15 protein-coding genes and 1 other RNA gene are annotated in these 20,350 nt (G+C 64.6%); 7 read left to right on the top strand and 9 right to left on the bottom strand.

Annotated elements, in window-relative coordinates; all coding sequences use genetic code 11:
* The first annotated feature begins 218 nt into the window (after nt 1-218).
* Nucleotides 219-2,504 (top strand): cyanophycin metabolism-associated ABC transporter, encoded by a 2,286-nt coding sequence (locus ACE04A_RS08575; protein ID WP_485820041.1) that lies wholly within the window; start codon nt 219-221, stop codon nt 2,502-2,504.
* Between the two features lie 21 nt (nt 2,505-2,525).
* Nucleotides 2,526-3,008 (top strand): cyanophycin metabolism-associated DUF1854 family protein, encoded by a 483-nt coding sequence (locus tag ACE04A_RS08580; protein ID WP_448718515.1) that lies wholly within the window; start codon nt 2,526-2,528, stop codon nt 3,006-3,008.
* Nucleotides 3,009-3,067: 59 nt separating this feature from the next.
* Here ACE04A_RS08580 and ACE04A_RS08585 read toward each other — a convergent pair whose 3' ends face one another.
* Nucleotides 3,068-4,198, bottom strand: coding sequence for a GNAT family N-acetyltransferase (locus ACE04A_RS08585; RefSeq protein ID WP_448718514.1), 1,131 nt, complete (start codon nt 4,196-4,198; stop codon nt 3,068-3,070).
* Nucleotides 4,199-4,293: 95 nt separating this feature from the next.
* On the opposite strand from ACE04A_RS08585, the gene ACE04A_RS08590 reads away from it, so the two are divergent.
* The 5 genes from ACE04A_RS08590 to ACE04A_RS08610 all read left to right on the top strand — a co-directional run bounded on the left by ACE04A_RS08590 (nt 4,294) and on the right by ACE04A_RS08610 (nt 8,682).
* Complete coding sequence (locus ACE04A_RS08590; RefSeq protein WP_447988182.1) at nt 4,294-5,139, top strand: ferritin-like domain-containing protein; 846 nt, start codon at nt 4,294-4,296, stop codon at nt 5,137-5,139.
* The gene (locus ACE04A_RS08595; RefSeq protein ID WP_448718512.1) at nt 5,136-5,849 is read left to right on the top strand and encodes an MOSC domain-containing protein; all 714 of its coding nucleotides are present in this window, start codon (nt 5,136-5,138) and stop codon (nt 5,847-5,849) included. Before ACE04A_RS08590 ends, ACE04A_RS08595 begins: the two co-directional genes overlap by 4 nt.
* Before the next feature lie 32 nt (nt 5,850-5,881).
* Entirely contained in the window at nt 5,882-7,138 is a 1,257-nt protein-coding gene (locus ACE04A_RS08600) for a lytic murein transglycosylase (protein WP_448718688.1), read from the top strand.
* Between the two features lie 120 nt (nt 7,139-7,258).
* Nucleotides 7,259-7,672, top strand: a complete 414-nt coding sequence (locus ACE04A_RS08605) for a YidB family protein (RefSeq protein WP_448718511.1) — start codon at nt 7,259-7,261, stop codon at nt 7,670-7,672.
* An 86-nt stretch (nt 7,673-7,758) separates the two neighbouring features.
* Nucleotides 7,759-8,682, top strand: a complete 924-nt coding sequence (locus tag ACE04A_RS08610) for a DUF4434 domain-containing protein (RefSeq protein WP_448718510.1) — start codon at nt 7,759-7,761, stop codon at nt 8,680-8,682.
* A 58-nt stretch (nt 8,683-8,740) separates the two neighbouring features.
* Here the strand turns inward: ACE04A_RS08610 and ACE04A_RS08615 are convergent, their stop codons facing one another.
* From ACE04A_RS08615 to ubiG, 8 genes are all read right to left on the bottom strand, one after another.
* Nucleotides 8,741-11,545 (bottom strand): NfrA family protein, encoded by a 2,805-nt coding sequence (locus ACE04A_RS08615; protein ID WP_448718509.1) that lies wholly within the window; start codon nt 11,543-11,545, stop codon nt 8,741-8,743.
* Nucleotides 11,542-13,236, bottom strand: a complete 1,695-nt coding sequence (locus ACE04A_RS08620) for a glycosyl transferase family protein (RefSeq protein ID WP_448718508.1) — start codon at nt 13,234-13,236, stop codon at nt 11,542-11,544. The genes ACE04A_RS08615 and ACE04A_RS08620 overlap by 4 nt, the downstream gene beginning before the upstream one ends.
* A gap of 19 nt (nt 13,237-13,255) precedes the next feature.
* Nucleotides 13,256-15,469, bottom strand: a complete 2,214-nt coding sequence (locus tag ACE04A_RS08625) for a hypothetical protein (RefSeq protein WP_448718507.1) — start codon at nt 15,467-15,469, stop codon at nt 13,256-13,258.
* 38 nt (nt 15,470-15,507) lie between these two features.
* Nucleotides 15,508-16,668 (bottom strand): non-hydrolyzing UDP-N-acetylglucosamine 2-epimerase, encoded by a 1,161-nt coding sequence (gene wecB / locus ACE04A_RS08630; protein WP_447988189.1) that lies wholly within the window; start codon nt 16,666-16,668, stop codon nt 15,508-15,510.
* Nucleotides 16,669-16,885: 217 nt separating this feature from the next.
* Nucleotides 16,886-17,275: a transfer-messenger RNA gene (gene ssrA / locus ACE04A_RS08635) on the bottom strand.
* A gap of 91 nt (nt 17,276-17,366) precedes the next feature.
* Complete coding sequence (locus ACE04A_RS08640; RefSeq protein ID WP_485820042.1) at nt 17,367-18,545, bottom strand: MFS transporter; 1,179 nt, start codon at nt 18,543-18,545, stop codon at nt 17,367-17,369.
* Nucleotides 18,546-18,965: 420 nt separating this feature from the next.
* Nucleotides 18,966-19,640: an HAD-IA family hydrolase gene (locus tag ACE04A_RS08645; protein WP_259251771.1), complete on the bottom strand. Its 675-nt coding sequence runs from the start codon at nt 19,638-19,640 to the stop codon at nt 18,966-18,968.
* Nucleotides 19,637-20,350, bottom strand: a 714-nt coding sequence (gene ubiG / locus ACE04A_RS08650; protein WP_485820043.1) for a bifunctional 2-polyprenyl-6-hydroxyphenol methylase/3-demethylubiquinol 3-O-methyltransferase UbiG, incomplete at its 5' end; no start/stop codon positions are given. The genes ubiG and ACE04A_RS08645, both read right to left, overlap by 4 nt.

A 20,350-nucleotide genomic window follows, 5' to 3' on the forward strand; every position in this document is an offset into this window, starting at 1 on the left:
GACCGCGAATCTATTAAGAATTTTCGGGGTTGCGCTTCAAGAATAATGCCAACGAGTGGGGGATCCCAGATATTCCTAATTAGAAAAATCGGCTGCTACTATACGACGCCTTCAAGGCGTCGATTCGTTGTGTTGTAAGGAAGGGACACGTTTGCCGCCGTGGGTGGTAAACCGGTTGCCGCCTAGTAGGGCAGAGTCCTGGCCCGGTATGCGTTCCAATGAAAAAACCACACCTGCTTTCCGGCCTTGCCGATGCATTTCCTGCCCGCTGGCGGGACGAAATCCGCGCTGAACTCGCGGATGACGAAACCTTATTGGCCTGGGTTGAAATTGACCTGGACCAGCGGCTGAAGTTCCATCCGGGGCTGGTCGCAGCCACCGATCGCCGCCTGCTGGCCCGCAATTCCGCCGATAACGGCTGGGAATCCTGGGTCTATGGGCCGCAACTTTCGCTAAGTCTCACCGATCATGCGGGCGCCGCCGTGCTGGAATTGCACGACGATGCCGCCCGCCTGGCGGTCTGGCGCTTCACCCTGGCCCGCAATCCGGCCGCGCTGCGCCTGTTGGCCCAGTTCGAATCGCAACAGGCGATCCGGCTGTCCGGCCAAGCCGAAGAAGCGCCGCAAGAGCGCAACTGCACCGTCTGCAATAACGTCATTCCCGCAGGCGAAGAGGAATGCCCCACCTGCAACCAGGAACTGGCCGCGCCGTCGTCCACCTGGGCGCTGTTGCGCCTGTGGCGATTCGCCCGGCCGTATCGCGGGCCCTTGCTGGCGGGGGTTTTGCTGACCTTGCTGGGCACGGCCGCCACCCTGGTGCCGCCGTACCTGACCATGCCGTTGATGGACGAGGTGCTGATTCCGTTCCAGAACGGCGCGCCGATCGACTACGACAAGGTCCGCTTGTATTTAAGCGGTTTGCTGGCGTCCGCCTTGCTGGCATGGGGGGTGGGCTGGGCCCGGACCTACATCCTGGCCTGGGTCAGCGAACGCATCGGCGCAGACCTGCGCACCACCACCTATGAGCATTTGCAGCAGTTGTCGCTGGAATATTTCGGCGGCAAGCGCACGGGCGACCTGATCTCCCGCATCGGCAGCGAGACCGATCGCATTTGCGTGTTCCTGTCGCTGCATCTGCTGGACTTCGCCACCGACATCCTGATGATTGTCATGACGGCGGTGATCCTGGTGACGATCAACCCCTGGCTGGCGCTGGTCACGCTGGTGCCGCTGCCGTTCATCATCTGGATGATCCACGCGGTGCGCGACCGTTTGCGCCATGGCTTTGAAAAGGTCGACCGCATCTGGTCCGAGATCACCAACGTGCTGGCCGACACGATTCCCGGCATTCGCGTGGTCAAGGCGTTTGCGCAGGAAAAGCGCGAGGTTGCGCGGTTTCGCGAAGCCAATAACCGCAACCTGGAAGTCAACGACCGCGTGAACACAACGTGGTCGCTGTTCTCACCCACGGTGACGCTGCTGACCGAAGTGGGTCTGCTGGTGGTGTGGATATTCGGTATCTGGCAGGTGTCGCAAAACCAGATCACGGTGGGGGTGCTGGCGGCGTTCCTGGCGTATATCGGGCGCTTTTACATGCGCCTGGATTCGATGAGCCGCATCGTCTCGGTCACGCAGAAAGCGGCCGCCGGCGCCAAGCGCATCTTCGATGTGCTGGACCATGTGTCCAGCGTGCCCGAGCCGCAAAAGCCCGCCACGCTGCCGCAGATCAATGGCCGCATTGAACTGCGCGACGTGGGCTTTCGCTATGGCAACCGCCAGGTGATCCGGGGGCTGGACCTGACCATCGCGCCGGGCGAAATGATCGGCCTGGTGGGGCACAGTGGTTCGGGCAAGAGCACGCTGATCAACCTGATCTGCCGCTTCTACGATGTGTCTGAAGGCGCGGTGCTGGTGGACGGCATCGACATCCGTTCGGTGCGCGTGTCCGACTATCGACGCAACATCGGGCTGGTGCTGCAAGAGCCTTTCCTGTTCTTCGGCACCATTGCCGAGAACATCGCTTACGGCAAGCCCGACGCCACCCGCGACGAAATCGTGGCGGCGGCGCGCGCGGCCCACGCGCATGAATTCATCCTGCGCCTGCCGCATGGCTACGACTCGCTGGTGGGCGAGCGCGGCCAGGCCTTGTCGGGCGGGGAACGCCAGCGCATCTCGATTGCGCGCGCGCTGCTGATCGACCCGCGCATCCTGATCCTGGACGAAGCCACGTCGTCGGTGGACACCACTACCGAAAAAGAAATCCAGAAGGCGCTCGACAACCTGGTACGGGGCCGCACCACCATCGCCATCGCGCACCGCTTGAGCACGCTGCGCAAGGCCGACCGGCTGGTTGTGCTGGACCGGGGCCAGATCGTGGAGCAGGGGCCGCACGAAGAGTTGATGGCCCACGAGGGCGCTTACTATCGTCTCTACCAGGCGCAGGCGCGCCAGGCGGAAGCCGACGCGCAGGCGTCGGGCAGCGAAGACATGGCCGCCGTGGCCTGACGCGGAATCGGGATTCTCTTCATGACCTTGCCTTCCTCGTTGCCTCTTTTTGATCTGCGCCGCAATGCCTTCGGGCGTCTGGAATTCATCTCCGCCGACGGCGAGACGCACGAAGGGGTCATCCCCGTGCGCGCTTTCCCGATCAGTGAAGCGGGCCGAGGCCTGTCGCTGGTGACCAGCGACGGCCATGAACTGCTGTGGATCGAACAGCTGTCCGACGTCCCGGCGCCGCAGCGCGCCTTGATCGAGGAAGAACTGGCCGGGCGCGAATTCATGCCCGAAATCCAAAAGCTGAGCAGTGTGTCCACCTACGCCACGCCCAGCACCTGGAAGGTCGAGACGGATCGCGGCCCCACATCGTTCACGCTGCGCGGCGAAGAAGACATCCGCCGCCTGAGCCCGCAGACGCTGTTGATTGCCGACAGTCACGGCATCTTCTATCTGGTGCGCGACATCCTGGCCCTGGACAAGCACAGCCGCAAGCTGCTGGATCGCTTCCTGTAAGTGGCTCGCGCGGGCAGGGGTACGCGCGTTACGCGCTGCCCAAGCGCTACCCAAGCGCGCTAAGCGCTGCCTTTGAACGGCGTATGGGATTCCAGTTCGCCCAGGTAGTCCGTGACCGCCGACGTCTCTTCATCCAGGAAGTTCTGGATGGCGTCGGCAAAGCCTGGATGCGCCACCCAATGCGCCGACCACGTCGGCGTGGGCAGCAAGCCGCGCGCCATCTTGTGTTCGCCTTGCGCGCCGCCTTCAAAGCGCTTGATGCCATGCGCGATGCAGTACGCGATGGACTGCATGTAGCAGGTCTCGAAATGCAGCCCCGGCACGTATTCCGTCGCGCCCCAGTAGCGACCGTACAGCGCGTCGCCGCCCGCCAGGTTCAAGGCCACCGCCACGGGTTCGCCGTCACGTTCGGCCAGCACCAGCACAAAGGCGTCCGGCTGTTCGCGATGCGCGCGTTCGAAGAAGTTGCGGTTCAGATACGGCGGGTTGCCATGTTGGAAGTACGTGCGGCAATAGCAGTCGTAAAAGAAACCGAGTTCAGCGGGGCCGATCTCGGCGCCGCGTAGCCAGCGGAAAGATACGCCGGCGGCGGCGACCTTCTTGCGGTCTTGCCGGATCTTCTTGCGCTTGTCGTGGCTCATCATCGCCAGGAAAGCGTCGAAATCCGCGTAGCCGGGGTTGGTCCAATGAAACTGCACGCTCTCGCGCACCATGAACCCCGCCTCGCGCAACACGCGCATATCGGCGTCCGACGGAAACAGCACGTGCAGCGACGACACCTTGATTTCCTCGGCGAAGGCAACCAGGCCGCGCACGAGCGTGGCGCGGTCTTCGTCGTTGGACGCCAGCAGGCGCGGCCCCGTGACCGGCGTAAACGGAATGGCCGACAGCAGCTTGGGGTAGTAGCGCATGCCGTGGCGCTGGAAGGCGTCGGCCCAGGCGTAGTCGAACACGTACTCGCCGCGCGAATGGGACTTCAGGTAAAGCGGCACGGCCGCCGCCAGCGCATCATCTCGCCACAGGGCAAGATAATGCGGCGTCCATCCCGATGCCGGTGCGGCGCATTCCGTTTCGTGCAGCGCGCACAGGAATGCATGCCGCAAAAAGGGTTGATCACCGGCCAAGGCGTCCCAGGCGTGGGCGTCGATGCGGGACAAGTCGGTTTCAATGGTCAGGCGCAGGGAATCCATCCGTGAATGATAAAGTCATCGACAGCGCACGGGTTTGAAACCGTGGGCTTTTTCAGGGTTTGCGGTGGCATGCGCCACCTGGGATTGAAAACACCATGGACAGCAACACAATGCCCGCCGCGCCGCGCGGGCACGTCGACGACTGCTTGCGCGGGCAGGCGCTGGCGGCGCTGGCCGCGCGCGAATGGCCAGAGAAAATGGCGGCCGTGCGCGGTATCTCGGATACCGCCGTGCTGGACTGCCAGCGGGAGTTCGTGGCGCCCACCGGCTTGCCCGGCCGGCCGCAACGCCCGGAACTGGTGGCGCCCGCCCAGGTCAAGCATCGTTCCATGGCCACGGTCGAGGGCCGCGCGGCACTGCTGCACGCGCTGGCCCACATTGAGTTCAACGCGGTCAATCTGGCGCTGGACATTCTGTGGCGGTTTGCCGGCATGCCAGACGCCTTCTATCGCGACTGGCTGCGTGTTGCGCGCGAAGAGGCCTACCACTTCGACCTGCTGCGCCAGCGGCTGGCGACGCTGGGCCATGCCTATGGCGACTTCCCGGCGCACAACGGTTTGTGGGACATGGCCGAGCGCACCAGCGGCGACCTGCTGGCGCGCCTGGCGCTGGTGCCGCGCACGCTGGAGGCGCGCGGGCTGGATGCCTCGCCCATGATCCGCAATAAATTAGCGGGGGCGGGCGACGCGGAAAGCGCGGCCATCGTCGACATCATCCTGCGCGACGAAATCGGTCATGTCGCCATCGGCAACCATTGGTTCAAGCTGCTGTGCGCGCAAGCGGGCAAGGAGCCCGTGGCCTGTTACGCCGAACTGGCGCAACGCTATGGCGCGCCCCGGCTGCGCGGCCCATTCAACCTGGAAGCGCGCCGCGCCGCCGGGTTCGACGACGCCGAACTCGCCGCGTTGCAGGCGGATCAACCGGAACTGAATACCCGATGACACCCATCACCATTGATGCGCTGCTGACGGGCACGGTGCGCCCGCTGGGTGATTCCGGCCGCGATAGCGGTATCGACAAGCGCCCCGTGGCCGAGCGCCTGTGGCTAGGCGCCGAAGGCCTGCGCGGCGACGAACAAGCCGACCGCCGCTTTCATGGCGGCCCGGAAAAAGCGCTGCACCATTACGCCCGCGACCACTATTCGACCTGGCGCGCCGAGCTGGGTGCACGTGTCGTGCTGGATGCCCCGGGCGCGTTCGGCGAGAACATTTCAACCACCGGGCTGACCGAAGCGGATGTCTGCGTGGGCGACGTCTATGGCGTCGGCACGGCGTTGATCCAGGTGTCGCAGGCACGCCAACCGTGCTGGAAGCTGGACCACCGATTCGGCCAGCGTGGCATGGCGGCGCGCGTGCAAGCAAGCGGCATGACCGGCTGGTACTACCGGGTGCTGCAAGAAGGATGGCTGTGTGCGGGCGATACGCTGGCCCTTCGTGAACGGCCTCAACCGCAATGGCCCTTGTCCCGCGTGCAAGACATCCTGAACCGGCGCGTGCTGGATAGGGACGTGTTGCACGCGCTGGCGACGATGCCCGAGCTGTCGCCGAACTGGCGCGCGCTATTCGAAAAGCGCGCGCAGGCGGGGCAGGTGGAAGATTGGACTCGACGACTGGAAGGCGACGCCACGCTTTCAGCACCCAAGGAACGCTAGACATGAAGCATCTCCGCATGAAGCAGCCAGGCATGAAGCAACCCTATCACCCTGGAAAGCAGTTCCTGGCCCTGGCGCTTTGCAGCGCCGCGCTGGCGTTGCCAGTGGCGGCGGCACAGGCTGCCGATGCTTACGCCGCCTGCCTGTCGCAATTGCGCGGCCAGGCGCAGAAAGCGGGCGTGTCCACATCCACCTTCGATACGCACACGGCCGGGCTGTCGCCCGATATGGCCGTCATTGATCTGCTGGATGCGCAGCCCGAGTTCAAGACGCCCATCTGGGACTACATGGCAGGTTTGGTGGACGACGAGCGGGTGGCGGACGGCCAGGCGGGCATGGCACGTTGGCAAGCGGAGCTGGCGCGCGCTGCATCGCGCTACAACGTCGACCCGGCCACCATTGCGGCAGTGTGGGGCGTGGAAAGCAATTTCGGCCGCACACTCGGTGGCCGGCCCTTGTTGACGTCCTTGTCCACGCTGTCGTGCTTTGGCCGTCGCCAAGCGTATTTCCGGGGCGAATTCTTCGCCACTTTGAAGATCATCCAGGACGAGCACATCGCACCGGAACGGCTGGTGGGGTCCTGGGCGGGCGCCTTCGGCCAAACGCAGTTCATGCCGTCCACCTATCTGCGGCTGGCGGTTGATTTCGATGGCGATGGCCGCCGCGACCTGGTCGATAGCGTGCCCGATGCGCTGGCGTCCACCGCCAACTTCCTGAAGCGCGCGGGCTGGAATCCGCAACTGGCCTGGGGTTATGAGGTGCGCCTTCCTTCCGGGCTGGATACGGCGGGCGCGGGGCGCAAGAACAAACGTCCGATGTCGGCGTGGGCCAAGCAGGGCGTGACGCGCGTGGACGGACAGGCCTTGCCCGGGGGCGAGACGCCGGCCGGCCTGTTGCTGCCGGCGGGCAGGAAAGGCCCGGCGTTTTTGGTCACGCGCAATTTCGACGCGCTGTATTCCTACAACGCCGCCGAAAGCTACGCACTGGCCATCGCCCATCTGTCTGACCGGCTGCGCGGCGGTGGGCCGTTGGTCCAGCCTTGGCCGACGGACGACCCGGGCCTGTCACGAGCGGAACGGCGCGAATTGCAACGCCTCTTGATCGCCAAAGGCTATGAGCTGGGTGAACCCGATGGCATGGTCGGCGCCCGCACGCGCCAGGCCTTGCAGGCCGCGCAGCGCGAGCTGGGCTTGCCCGCGGACGGAAGGGTCGGGCAGAAGGCGCTACAGGCGCTGCGGGCCTCGGCTTCGGCCCGCGCTTCGGCCCCCGCTTCGGCCACGCCGCGCTGACCGGTCCAGACCCGCCAGATTTACAAGTTTTGCAAAGATCCCGCGCCAGGTAACCACCCTGACATGCGCGCCGCCAGCCGGGGCCCTATACTGGTTTTCCCAATTTTCAGGAGCACTGCGATGAGCCTGTTGGATACCTTGGCCTCGATGGCCGGCGGCGGTCAGCAAGGAGGCTCGGCGACGTTGCTGCCGGCGCTGATCGAGCAATTGAATAAATACCCGGGCGGCCTCAGCGGCCTGATCGCCAGCTTCCAGAAAGGCGGCTTGAGCGAAGTGGTGGCGTCGTGGGTAGGCCCGGGCCAGAACTTGCCCGTCAGCGCCGACCAGTTGGGTTCCGTGTTGGACCCCGGTGTTGTCAACGAGCTGTCCGCCAAGACGGGGCAGGACACCGATTCTGTGCTGTCTTCGCTGTCTTCGCTGCTGCCGCAATTGGTGGACAAGGCCACGCCGGAAGGCGAGGTGCAGCCCGGCCAGCAGTTCAACCCAACCGACCTGCTGGCGTCGCTGTCCGGCATGTTCGGCAGTCGCGGCTAAGGGCGGCACGGGGCTTTCCCCTGACGTACCGTCTGCTTTCATCCCCCTCGCGTCGGCGCCTGCTTCAGGCGCTGGCGCTTGGCGCGTTGGCTCCCTTGGTCGCCTGCGCGCCGCCCTTGTCCTTGAACGCCACCTTTCTGCAATTGTGGCGCAGCCACCTGGACCTGAGCCCCGACGACTGGCGTGTGCGCTTGTCGGCCTATCGCCGCTTGGGATGCCGCGAGATCTTCCTGCAATGGGTGGGCCTGGAAGGTGGCCGGCCAGACGATTGGATGGCGTCCGACGCCGTCCTGCGCATGATCTTTGACGAGGCCGAGCATCAGGGCCTGGGCGTGCATGTGGGCCTGCCCTACGACCAGCGCTGGTGGGACGTGCTGGCCAAGCCGGATCAAGCGGCGCTGACTGCCTATCTGGAACAGACGCGGGCACGCGGCGTGGCCTATATGCAGGCCGCGCCCTGGCCCAAGCGCAGAGCTTTTCGCGGTTGGTATGTGCCTTACGAGCTTGAGCAATACAACTGGGCGTCCGCCGAACGGCAGGCGCTGTTGCTGCCCTGGCTGGATGCCTTCTCTCGCACGGCGCAGGCCACCAGCCCGGGCGTGCCCTGCATATCCACCTACTATTCCCGCTTGCCCGGCGAAGGCTCGTTGACGAAGCTGTGGAGCAACATTCTGGACCGGGTACGTATCCACCCCATGATCCAGGACGGCGTGGGCGTGGCCGGCTTGGCCAACTACCAGTCGCTTGCCCCCTTGCACGACATGCTGCTCGCACGGCGCGCCTCGTTCGACTTGATCCTGGAACTGTTCGAGGAGCTGCCTTCGGGCAGTACGGACGGGTCCACCTTCAAGGCGCGCTCGGCGGATTTCGATCGCGTCAAACAGCAATGGGAAGTGGCGCGCGGCTACGGCGCCAAGCGGGTGGTGGCGTTTGCGATAGACCCTTGGGTGATCGACAACACGCCCGAGGCGCGGGCACTGATGCAGGCTTGGTTAGCGGCGCGCGTCTGATGCCTGGGCGTAGGGCGGCAGCGCCCATGCGCCGTCAGTACAGCGTTCAGTAAAGCCTTCAGTACGACAGGGTCAGGTTGATGAACAGGCCGCGCGCCCGGTCGGCCGAGCCGCCGCCGATGTTGAAGCGGTACTGCGTGGTCAGGTCCAGATAAGACCGTGGCGCGTTGTAGTGGTCTTCGCGGAACCAGTAACGTACGTTGACGCCGGGCCCGGCGCCCAGCGACCACGACGAGCCATTGCCTAGCTGATCTACGCTAAACGACTCGCCCTGGGAGGAGAAAGATGCGCGGTTCTTGTTCCACAGCCAGTCCGCGCCCACCACCGCATAGGGAAAGAGCACCAGCCGGTCGCTGATGGCGTCCAGGCGATAGCTACGGCCCACGCGCACTTCGCCGGCGCCGAACGCCTGGTCGCGCTTCATGCGGCCCGAGATCTTGTCGCCGTCTTCGCCCGTAACGTTGTCGCGCAACCAGAATTTCGCCGGCATGTCCTGCCAGGAATAACCGGCCTGCAGATAGCCTTCCATCGTGAACCAATCGGGCCGGTCGATGCGCAGCGTCGTGCCTTCGTACAGGCCGTAGGTGACGTAGGCCAGCCAGGCGCCGTTGTCGGCGGTGGTTTCGTAGTGCGGCGATTTTTGGTCATCGTTGAGATGACAGCGAAGATCGGAAGAGGCCGGACTGAAGGAGCCGCGTCGGGTGGCGCTGCCCAGGTTGAACTGGCGTTCGATGCCGAACGTGAGTCCTACCTCCGTGGATGGCGTGAAGCGCATGCCCAGCGATCCGATTGTTGTAGGGAAGCCGGCGACACCTTGGTTTTGGCTTTCGGCAACATCAAAAGCTGCGCCTTCCTTGCAGGGGTTGGCGACGGTCTGTTCCGGCGTTGTGCCGCCCTTGTCATAAAGCGTGTTGGAAACGCGCCCATACAGTTCGAAGGTTTGCGTGGCGGAGTTCATGAAATCCGCTGGACGCCAGAAGATCTCGGCCGTGCTGAAGATGGCGTCGCCCGGCACGGTAATGGCCGCGCCACCCAAGCCCGACGATGCCGGCCGCGCGCCACGATAGCCGGCGGAAACGTAGCCGCCCCATTCACGCGATAGTTCACCGATGCCGCTGCGGGTGTCAAAGCGCTGTTGCGGCGTCAAGGCCAGCTTGCCCGCATCGGCCTCGTCGATGGCCTGCTTCAGGTTGTCGACCGCACCGCGTTTGTCGCCCGCGCCGGCCCGCGCGTAGCCTTCGTCCAGTATCACGGTGGGCGGCGCTTTGCCGGTGGCGCGCGCGGCCTCGAAATCCCGCAGCGCAAGCGCGGGTTGCCTCATGCGTTGATACAGATAGCCCCGCTGCATCAGCAGCGTGGGGTCGCCCGGCTGGGCCGCCAGCGCCTTGCTCATGCGTTGCTCCGCCTCGACCAGTTCGGCGCCCTTGCCCGCCGCCAGCGTGGTTGTCAACAGGCGCTGGTAGTCCTGGTTGTTGGGGTCTTGTGCCACTGCCTTGCGGGCCTGGGCGATGGCTTCGGCGTAATCTTCCCGCGCGTAGGCGGCATAGGCCAGCGCGGCAGGGCCGCCATTGCCGGCGGTGTCGGACGGCAGCAGTTGGCAAACAGTGCCGGCAGGCGTGTCGCGGCAGTCCTGCACAGGCGCGGGGTAATTGCCTAGCGTCAATGTGGCGGGCACGGCGGGGCGGGAGCGCGCGCGTTTTATCCGTGCATTGGCCGCGTCGTCCTGTTGGCCCAAGGGTTCCAGCAAGGCCAACGCGCGCGCATTTTCGCCGGCCGCCAACGCCGCATCGGCGGCAAGCAGGCGGACGTTGCGGCGTTGGGCATCGTCTTGCGGGTCTTGCTTGAGCGCGGCGTCAAAGTCCGCATTCGCCAGGTCGGTTTTGCCTTGGCGTTGGCGCAGATAGCCGCGCATGACAAGCGCCGTGGTGTTGCCGTTATTTTGCGTGATGGCATCGGTGGCGGGCGCTTCGGCGGCGGCCAATTGGTCGTCCAGCATCAGGGCGTTGATCAACAGCAAGCGGTGGCTGGCGGAGTCGGGCGCCAGCGACACCGCTTGGCGCGCCAGCGGCACGGCGTCGTCCGGGCGGTTGGCGCTTAGCGCCTGGTAGGCCGCTTCGGCCTGCTTGGCGGCCATGCGCGCATTCATCGTCTGGCGGCGGGCGGCCAGGTCTTTCTTGTTGGGGGCGCCTAGCGCAATCGCCTTGTCGGCGGCGGCTTCGGCCTGTGCGTACTGATTCTGGGCTTCCAGCGCGTCCAGCCACAGCATGGCCCAGGCGCCTTGCTTGGGATCCATGCGAAAGGCCTGCTCCGCGCCGCGCGCGGCAGCGGCATAGTCGCCGCGTTTGTAGTCGGCGTAGGCGCGGGTGGCGATGGGGTAAGCGCGGCTGTAGGCAGAGGCGGGTCGAGGAGCAGGTGGGGACGGCGTTGCGGTGGATGTGGTGGCGGCTGTGGCGGCGGGTCGGGTGGCTGTGGCCGTGGGCATCGCCGGCGTAACGGCCGGGCCAGGGGCGGGGCGCAGGTTGGCGCGGGCCTGCCGCAACGCGGGGGTATCCACCCCTTCCTTGACGGCGTTGGCGGCGGCCTGTTCCGCCTCTTTCAACTTTCCCTGCTTTTGCAGCGCGTAGATCAGCAGCAGGTGCAGCCGTTCTACGTCGGGCCGCAACACGATGGCCGACTCCGCCTGCTGCGCGGCCAGTTCGTACTTGCCCGCGTCAAAATTCTTGTAGGCCTCTTCGGCGAAGCGGTACGCCGCGCCTTCCAGCGGGGCTTCCGTCTTCGCTGCCGTCTGCGCCGTGGCGGGGGAGGCGGTCCATACGCATGCCAGCGCGGCGGACAGAATGAGCGAGCGGGTCAGCGGGATCATGTCGTCGCGGGTTTGTCGTCGGCGTGGGGTGGCGGCGCCACCTGGCCTGATTGTTGGAAGTCGATGGCTTCGTTCAGCGTGCCCTCGTCCAGCCAGCCTTGTTCGGTCAGAATCTGGCCCAAGGGTTTCTTGTCGCGCGCCTGGATCTCAAGCGCGCGCGCCAGCGTGTCCTGGTCGATGGCCTGCCACGACAGCAGCAGTTCGCCCAGCCGCTTGCGTTGCTGCGACAACTGGTCCGTGCTGGGGAAGTCGTGCATGGTCTTGTCCCAAGCCAGGCGCTTGCCGGTGATCAGATGCACGATGAACAGGCGCCAGGCGCGCCCCGCCGCCATGGCGTTGATGAAGTTGCCCACGATCATGCGGGGTATCGACAGCACCGCGTGTTCCCAGCCATACATATGGCCCACGAAGTACGCCCGCTGCACCACGCGCAGCAGCAGGGCGACGGCATTGAGCCACATCAGCGTCACCAACCAGCCGCCGGGCCGGAAGTACGACGGGTAGTACACCGTCCACCAGCCGAATTTATCCGCCAGGAAAAACAGGAAAAAGTTGGCCAGCAGCACGTAGGCAAGAATCGCGATGAACGACGTGATCAGGCCCTTGCGGTCGCGGAACAGCAGATACCGGTTGGCCAGTGATCCCGTCCAGCCCACTTGCTGCCAGCCTTGCAGGCCGATGCCCAGCGTCCAACGCGCCTTCTGTCGGTACGCGGTACGGAAGGTGTTGGGAAAGTATTCGCGCACACCCAGCGGCATGCGAATGCTGGACACCTTTTCGCGTCCCAGACCGAACCAGGCGCGCCGGCGCGTTACGTACTCCACCTGGAACTTTCCGAAAATCTGCTTCATGCCGCGTTGCGCCAGCCGCGCGCCGATGTCGTAGTCCTCGGTCAGTGTGTCGGTGTTGAAAGGCTGGTTGTTGGTTTCCGCCGCCAGTTCTTCCAGCGCACGGCGCGAAAAGCAGGTGCCCACGCCCGCCGACGGCACCATCTTCGACAAGCTTTCGCGCACCACCAGATCTTTGGTGTGCCATTCGGCGAACTCGTCCATGTAGGTGCCGGCGACCAGCTCATGCCAATGGCGTTCCAGCGACGTGACGGGCAGTTGGATGAAGTCGATGCGCGGCAACAGATAGTTGTAGTACTTCAGTTCCAGCGGGTGCAGCACGTCTTCACTGTCGTGCAGGATGACGCCCGCAAAGGGCTCGGGCTGCTTCGCGTTCTGCGCAAAGATGGCCTGCACAATCCAGTTCAGACAGTCTGCCTTGCAGGTCGGCCCGTCATGCGGCACTTCCACACGGATCAACTTGCGGTATCGGCGTCGCATCCTTTCTACTTCGTCGATCGTGCGCTGATCGTTCTGGTAGGTGCCGGCGAAGATCATGTAGTTCTTGTATTCCAGCGTCGACACCATGGTCTCAAGCATCGACGAGATCACGTCGTACTCAAGCCAGGCGGGCACCATGATCGCCAGCGGTTGTTCCGGTTTGGCGCGCAGTTCTTCGGCGGACAAGGCCGTATAGCGGCGCTTGACCGTCAGCGAACGCCGCAGCTCGCGCAACCAGTACCAGGCGTCGATGAACAGATCGTCCAGGCTGGAGAGCAGGATGATGACGCCGACGATGGCGGTCACCACTTCCAGCCCGCGGTAATAGTCCGCGAGGAAGTAGGGCCAGTAAAGGGAAGACATGGGGGCAGACCTGGCCGGCTTACTTGGTGTCCCTGGTCTTCCTGCGATTCACCCGCCGGGCAAGGATCAGGACCAGGATCAGGACCAGTAACGCGACGCTGATGGCCGGGACGCTCCAGGAGACGTAGCGGCGCCACTCGAAGAAGGCGCTTTCGCCCGCGCCCGGTGGGTGGCTGGCGTCGGGGTTGGCGCTGTCTATCCAGGCAATCGGCCCCGTGGCGCCGATGACGGCGACATTGCCCCGGTTCAGCACGAAAGGCGCGTCCAACTTGCCCGGGTGTTGGCCCAGCGTGTGCCACAGCAGCCCATCCTGGCCATTGCCGCGCACGACTTCCGCCGTGCTCAGGTTTTCCAGCCCGGAGATGTCGAGCCACGTCGCGGTCTTGCCCGCTACCGTCAACTGCTTGCGGTCCGTGACCTTGACGATGGGTTCGGCGCCATCCACCGCCACTTCCATCGCCAGGAACGGGCGGCCGGGCTTGACCGCCTGGCCTGCCGGCGCCACCGACAATTCCGCGCGCGTCGGCGATACGCCGCTTGCCGAGGCAATGCCAATCACGCGCTTGATGTTGTCGGGCGCGTCGGCCAGATAGCTGTCGGGAATGATCAGTTGCGGGTTGCCCGCCATCAAGGGCAGCAGCCCGACAAAGCTGCCGTCCGGCTGCGCCTTACCCGGCTTCACATAGCTGGTCGGCAGGACGTTGACGGGGTAGCCCTGCGGGATCTCATTGCAATCCACCGAGACCGGCTGCCGCTGGAACGTGACGCGCACGGCATTGTTGACGCCCAGGGCATAGCCCGGAACGCGCGCCCTGAGGCGTTCGGGCTTGCCATCCGCGTCCATCTGCTTGGCCGTCAGCAGGATGCCGTTCCAGAAGACAGAGGCCACCGGTCGCGTGGATGAGGCGCCGGGCGCGGCGGCCAGGTCCATCACCAATTCGTCGGGCATGAGGCCGCCCGAGGACACTGCCGACAGCGGGAACGTGGTGGTCCAGTCGCCACGCGACGCAACATCGAAGCTGTCGGCGGAGCCGCCCAACGACGTCAGGCGCAATGCCCCATCCGCGCTTAGCGGCGGCGTCGCGGCCTTGACGTTGACCTGGCGGGTCACCAAGATGCGCCGCCATGCGCTGTCGAAAGCGCCGGCGGCTTGCGCGCCCGCGTCGGCGGCCACCGCGATCACGGCTTGTCGGCCCAGCGGCAGCAGCCGGATGTCCTTGGCGGGCAGGTCGGCGCCGGCCAGCGGCATGCGCGCCTGGCGCCACGTCTTGAAGGCGTCGGCCGCGTCGCTGTCCGAGGCCAGTTGCGCTTGCAGCGCATCCAGCGCTTCGTTGTAGCGGGTGCGAAGTGCGGCATCGACAATGGCGACGTCCGCGCTGACGGCGGGGGCGCCCAGCACCAGCAAGGCGCCCAGTTCCGCCGGGCTGGCCAGCTTGTGATTTTCCTTGCCTGCGATGGCGGCAAAGGCGGCGACCCGTTCCAGACCCGCCGGTACTTGCAGCCCGCGCGTGTCGATTTCGTCGCCCACCGACGGAAACGCCCGGACCGAGACCCGCTTGCCCGTGCGCTCCAGCGCCACGCCAAGGCGCCAGGCACTATCGAAAGCCTGCTGGTCAAGCTTAGGGCTTGCCACCATCAACACGGGCTTGCCGGGCAGGGTGCCCCAGGCGTCATCCAGGTTCTTGAGGGCCGAAGCGTCGTAGCGGTAGCTCAACCGGGTCTGCGGCGAAATGGTCAGCGCGTTGGCGGTGGCGCGGTTGCTTTCGCAGTGGCGCAGCGCGATCTCCGACTGCCAGTCCACTCCCAGCCGCAGGAAGCCGGTCTGGCGGTTGCGCTGCTCGACCGTCAGATTGCGCGCCACCGTCCCGTCGCCATCGGCGATGCGTTGAGCGGTTTGCGGGATGCCGTCCAGCCACAGCACCATGTTGGTCCGGCCCGATTCGCCTTTGGTGTATTTGGCGTCGAAACCCAGGGTGGCGTCCAGGATCGGCACGCCGCGCGGCACGGGCAAAAAAAACTCGTGGTGCGCATCGCTGTTGGTCAGGACAACCGGCTCGGTAATGCCCAGGTCTTGCAGCGTGATGTTGCGCGTTACCCAGTCGTCGTTTTGCAAACGCCGCAGCGCGTCGCCGGCCGGGCTGGCCAGCGTAGCCAAGGGAAGCAGTAGTCCCGCCGCCATCAGTGCGCGGCGTAGGGTTCGGGCAACAGGTAAGTTCGGTGCGGGGTGGTGCATGCGGACTCCGGGGCAGGAATGCGTCGCGGGGGGATGCATCAGGCGGATGGGGTGATGGTGGTCCCGTGGGGATCAAATTCAGAGACGGCGCGGCCGCATAGCGCATCCACGATGCGTTGGCTGGCGCGGCCGTCGCCGTAGGGGTTGATGCGTCTTGAAAACGACGCATGCAGGTCGGGGTCGTCCAGCAGGCGATTCACTTCGGTCACAATGCGCCGGGCATCCGTGCCGACCAGCGCCACGGTGCCGGCTTCAACCGCCTCGGGGCGCTCGGTCACGTCGCGCATGACCAGAACCGGCTTGCCCAGGTAAGGCGCCTCTTCCTGCACGCCGCCCGAATCAGTAAGGATGAGGTGCGCGCGTTGCATGAACCAGACGAAATCCAGGTAATCCAGGGGATCAATCAGGTGCACATGCGACAGTCCGGCCAGGTCCGTCATCACGACATTGCGCACCTGCGGATTCAAATGCACCGGGTAGACGATCTGCAAATCTTCGCGGCGCGCCAGTTCCGCCAGCGCGGCGCAGATGTTCTTGAACCCGCCGCCAAAGCTCTCGCGCCGATGGCCGGTCACCAACAACAGCCGCCGCGTCGGATCCAGCCAGCCGTAACGGGCCTCCAACTGCTGTGCAAGCGGCCCCGAGGGATCCAGCTTGGCGCACGTCATCGCCAGGGCGTCGATCACGGTATTGCCGGTGACGGTGATCCGCCCCGCCAAATTCTCGCGCGACAGATTGCCGCGCGATTGCGCGGTGGGCGCGAACAACCAGTCACCGATCGCGTCGACCACACGCCGGTTCATTTCTTCGGGGAAGGGCATTGCCAGGTTGCCGGTACGCAAGCCGGCCTCGACGTGCCCGATCCGCACGCGCCGGTGAAACGACGCCAATGCGCAGGCCGACGCGGTGCTGGTATCGCCATGCACCAGCACGCAGTCGGGCTGTTCGGCTTCCAGAATCTGATCCACGCGGGCAATGAGCCGTGAGTACAGGCCATTCAAGGTCTGGTTCGGCACCATGATGTCCAGATCATGCTGGGCGCGCAGCCCAAACAGCGCCAGCACCTGATCCAGCATCTCGCGATGTTGGCCGGTGACGCACACCACGCTTTGAATCGCCGGCTCTTGGGAAAGGGCGGTGACAAGCGGCGCCATCTTGATCGCTTCGGGACGGGTCCCAAAGATGGATAGGACTTTCATCACAAGAATGACCTCACAAACGTGGTGGCATTTTCTTGCGTTGATTATGTCTTGATATTTTTCGTAATATGTGACGGATTATTTCGGTCCCGGTGAACCTTGGGGATATACCCCCATTTGTTACTTCCGGTAGCCGGCATGTGTTGCGAACAGGCAAAAAAATGGCCAACCCCGAAGAGTTGGCCATTTGCTAAGCACTGTGCAATAAAGCGGAATTTGGTGGAGCCGGGGGGAATTGAACCCCCGTCCGCAAGCCCTCTGCAATCAGTTCTACATGCGTAGTCGATTTATTTAGTTTTAACTTTGGACTTAGCCAACCGACAGGCCGGACCAAAGCGATTCACGTAATTTAAATCTGAGCCGTGTGACCCCAGCGCAGACCGATTCCTTGTGAATGTCGCTGCTGCGGTTCGAGGGTTACCCCCCTAGGAAGTTGCCTTCCTCCGCCTGACCCAAGGACAGATCAGTGCAGCGGCTCACCGCTTAAGCGGCGAGAGCGAAACGCTCGTCGTTGGCGTTTGTAGTGTTTCCAGTGGTTTAACGAGCGAACTGGTGCTCGGCATGCCCTGAGTTGTTTCGCGACCCACGTCGAATCCGGATCGGCCCCAAGAACTTTCTATTGTACTGGTAAATGTCATAGCCTGCTGTACTGTCCACCGGCCGTCGCCCAGGCGTGGCGCGGCGGACACAAGCAGGGTTCAGGCGGCATTCGCGCAAGCGGTCTTGGGCGACGGCTGCGTGCGCGACGCGACCATCAGCGCCAGCGCCAGGGCGACGGAAATCGCCACGATCAGGGCAGCGGCCCAACCCAGCGAGGCCAGCCCGTACTGGTCAATGACGTGTCCGCCCACCACGGCGCCCAGGCCAATCCCGATGTTGGCGCCTGATATGTTCAGCGATGCCGCGAAGGCGGGCGCCTCGGGGGCGGCCTTCATCAAGCGCACGTGGCAAACAATGAATAGCGCCGCCTGCGCGATGCCCCACAGGCCCAGCGCCACGGCCAACAGGCCATGCGATTGCATCACCGGCGCCACAAACACCAGCCCGGCCGCCATCAATGACGAAAACAGCGCGGTGGCGCCCAGGGGGCTACGGTCCACCATGCGGCCGCCCAGCGTGTTGCCGATCAAGCCCACCGCCCCGAACGCCATCATCGTCCAGCCAACGATCTGCCCGTCGAAGCCCGCCAGCCGCTCAAGCATGTCCGCCAGATAGGTGTAGGCCGTGAACATGCCGGTAAACACCAGCAGGGACACCACCACGTGGCCCAGTACGATCGGATTGCGCAGGATGCGCAGTTGCGTGACCAATTTGACGCTGTCAGCGCGAATTCGGGTGCTGGGAAACGCCAGGAACAACAACAGCGCCTTCGCGAACGCCACGGCCGACAGCACCCAGAACGCCGCTCGCCAGCCGAATGCGTCCGAGATCAGCACCCCGATCGGGATGCCAAACACGGTGGCGGCCACAATGCCGAAAGCGACCATTGAAATCGCCCGGCCGGCGCGCGCCGGTCCAACCAGCTCGACGGCGGTAGCGCTGGCCAGTGACCAGAACACGGGCAAGGCCAACGCGGGCACAAAGCGTGCCACGGCCATGACCCAGATGTTTGGCGCCATGGCGGCAACCGCGTTTGAAACGCCGAACAGCACCAGCACGCCGATGAACAGGCGCTTGCGTTCGATGTTGGCCATCAAGGCGGTCAGCAAGGGGCCGGTTGCCGCAACAGTGAAGGCGAACAGCGAAACGAGCAGGCCGGCTTGGGACACGGTGACCTGCAAGTCGCGGGCCAAGGCGGGCAACAATCCGACGATAAGGAATTCGGTGGTCAGAATCGTAAAACCGGCGGCAGAAAGTAGCAGGATGGGCAAAAGCATAGGCATTCCATTGGCGCGATACCGAATGGCGTCGCGCGGGGTAAGGCGTTGTCAGCGAAAAGGTCGTCTGTGCGCGCAAGCATTGGCCGCGCACGGTGCACGAGGGGGGTTAACCGTCGGCGTGGAGAGGAGTGGTTGCGGAGGCAGGCTCCGCAATACCGGCGTCTGCCGGACCGGCAATCGGGAAGCGCCCGACCGCCTTGCATGGGTCACACTTTAAGTGACTTGGAAATCCGGATAAAGCGTGCAATTCCGGAAATATTGTTCGCCGGGTACAACTAATAGGCGCAACGCCTAGGCGCCGCCGCTTCGCGCGACCCGTTGATACGACGACTAGATACGACGACTCGGTATGACGAATCGGCGTGATGCATTGCAAGCCGGCCGGCGGACCGTGGCGGCCCGCCAAGCCTGGCGCCTTTAGCGCAGGTCGATGGGCAGCAACGGCTGAATGGCCGACCAAAGTTCCTCAGGCGTATTGGCGCAGGTTTCCGCTTCCCAGCTGATGATGTTGTCGTCTTCGCCCACGTAGCCGTAGGCCGCCGCGACGGCGGGCATGCCGGCGGCATGTGCAGCCTGAATGTCGCGCAGGTCGTCGCCCACGTAAACGCAACGATCGGTGGAAAAACCGGCTTCGCGCGCGGCATGCTGCAACGGCAGCGGATGCGGCTTGGCATGGGCCGTGGTGTCGCCGCAGACAAGCACGGCGCTGTCGCGGGTCAGGTCCAGGAATTCGACGATGGGCAGCGTCAGGTAAGTGACTTTATTGGTGACGATGCCCCACGACATGCCCCGCCGGCGGATATCCGCCAGCAATTCCTCAATGCCGGGGAACAGCTTGCTGTGCACGGTGGAGTTGGCTGCGTAGTCTTCCAGGAACTGCAAGCGCGTCGGCTCATAGTCCGGATCGCCCGGCGCCAGGTCCAGGGCCACGCGAAGCAGGCCGCGCGCGCCTTGCGACGCGACAGGGCGCAGGGCTTCGAAAGGCATGGGTTCCAGACCACGGCGGGTACGCTGCTGATTGGCGGCGGCGGCCAGATCGGGGGCGGTGTCGGCCAGGGTGCCGTCGAAATCGAACAGAATCAGGGCGCTCATTTGCGGGTAGCCATCAGGTAGTTGACCGAAGTGTCGGACGACAGCGAGTAAATCTGCGTAATCGGGTTGTATTCCATGCCGCGCATGCTCACGGGTTCCAGGCTGGCGGCCCGCGCCGCGGCGGACAGTTCGCTGGGCTTGATGAACTGGTCATAGCTGTGGGTGCCGCGGGGCAGCAGCCGCAGGACGTATTCCGCGCCAATGATGGCAAACAGGAATGCCTTGGCGTTGCGGTTCAGGGTGGAAAAGAACACCCAGCCCCCCGGTTTCACCAGGGTGGAGCAGGCACGCACGATGGACGCCGGATCGGGCACGTGTTCCAGCATTTCCATGCAAGTGACCACGTCGTACTGGCCGGGCTGTTCGGTAGCCAGTTCTTCCACGGGCACTTTGCGGTATTCCACTTTCACGCCCGACTCCAGGCCATGCAGGCGAGCCACCTTGAGAGATTTGTCCGCCAGGTCGATACCGGTTACGTCCGCGCCGCCGCGCGCCATCGCCTCAGACAGGATGCCGCCGCCGCAGCCGACATCCAGCACCTTTTTGCCGGCAAGGCTGCCCGCGCATTCCTGAATCCATTCCAACCGCAGCGGATTGATGGCGTGCAGCGGCTTGAACTCGCTTTCGGGATCCCACCAACGGCTGGCCAAGGCACTGAACTTGTCGAGTTCAGCCTGATCAGCATTGACGGCAGGGCGGTCGGAGTCGTG

The sequence above is a fragment of the Achromobacter colocynthidis genome (assembly GCF_057334535.1).

Coding starts and splice junctions, on each gene's coding strand:
- ACE04A_RS08575 (WP_485820041.1), top strand. CDS start 219: ATGAAAAAACCACACCTGCTTTCCGGCCTTGCCGATGCATTTCCTGCC.
- ACE04A_RS08580 (WP_448718515.1), top strand. CDS start 2,526: ATGACCTTGCCTTCCTCGTTGCCTCTTTTTGATCTGCGCCGCAATGCC.
- ACE04A_RS08585 (WP_448718514.1), bottom strand. CDS start 4,198: ATGGATTCCCTGCGCCTGACCATTGAAACCGACTTGTCCCGCATCGAC.
- ACE04A_RS08590 (WP_447988182.1), top strand. CDS start 4,294: ATGGACAGCAACACAATGCCCGCCGCGCCGCGCGGGCACGTCGACGAC.
- ACE04A_RS08595 (WP_448718512.1), top strand. CDS start 5,136: ATGACACCCATCACCATTGATGCGCTGCTGACGGGCACGGTGCGCCCG.
- ACE04A_RS08600 (WP_448718688.1), top strand. CDS start 5,882: ATGAAGCAACCCTATCACCCTGGAAAGCAGTTCCTGGCCCTGGCGCTT.
- ACE04A_RS08605 (WP_448718511.1), top strand. CDS start 7,259: ATGAGCCTGTTGGATACCTTGGCCTCGATGGCCGGCGGCGGTCAGCAA.
- ACE04A_RS08615 (WP_448718509.1), bottom strand. CDS start 11,545: ATGATCCCGCTGACCCGCTCGCTCATTCTGTCCGCCGCGCTGGCATGC.
- ACE04A_RS08620 (WP_448718508.1), bottom strand. CDS start 13,236: ATGTCTTCCCTTTACTGGCCCTACTTCCTCGCGGACTATTACCGCGGG.
- ACE04A_RS08625 (WP_448718507.1), bottom strand. CDS start 15,469: ATGCACCACCCCGCACCGAACTTACCTGTTGCCCGAACCCTACGCCGC.
- wecB (WP_447988189.1), bottom strand. CDS start 16,668: ATGAAAGTCCTATCCATCTTTGGGACCCGTCCCGAAGCGATCAAGATG.
- ACE04A_RS08640 (WP_485820042.1), bottom strand. CDS start 18,545: ATGCTTTTGCCCATCCTGCTACTTTCTGCCGCCGGTTTTACGATTCTG.
- ACE04A_RS08645 (WP_259251771.1), bottom strand. CDS start 19,640: ATGAGCGCCCTGATTCTGTTCGATTTCGACGGCACCCTGGCCGACACC.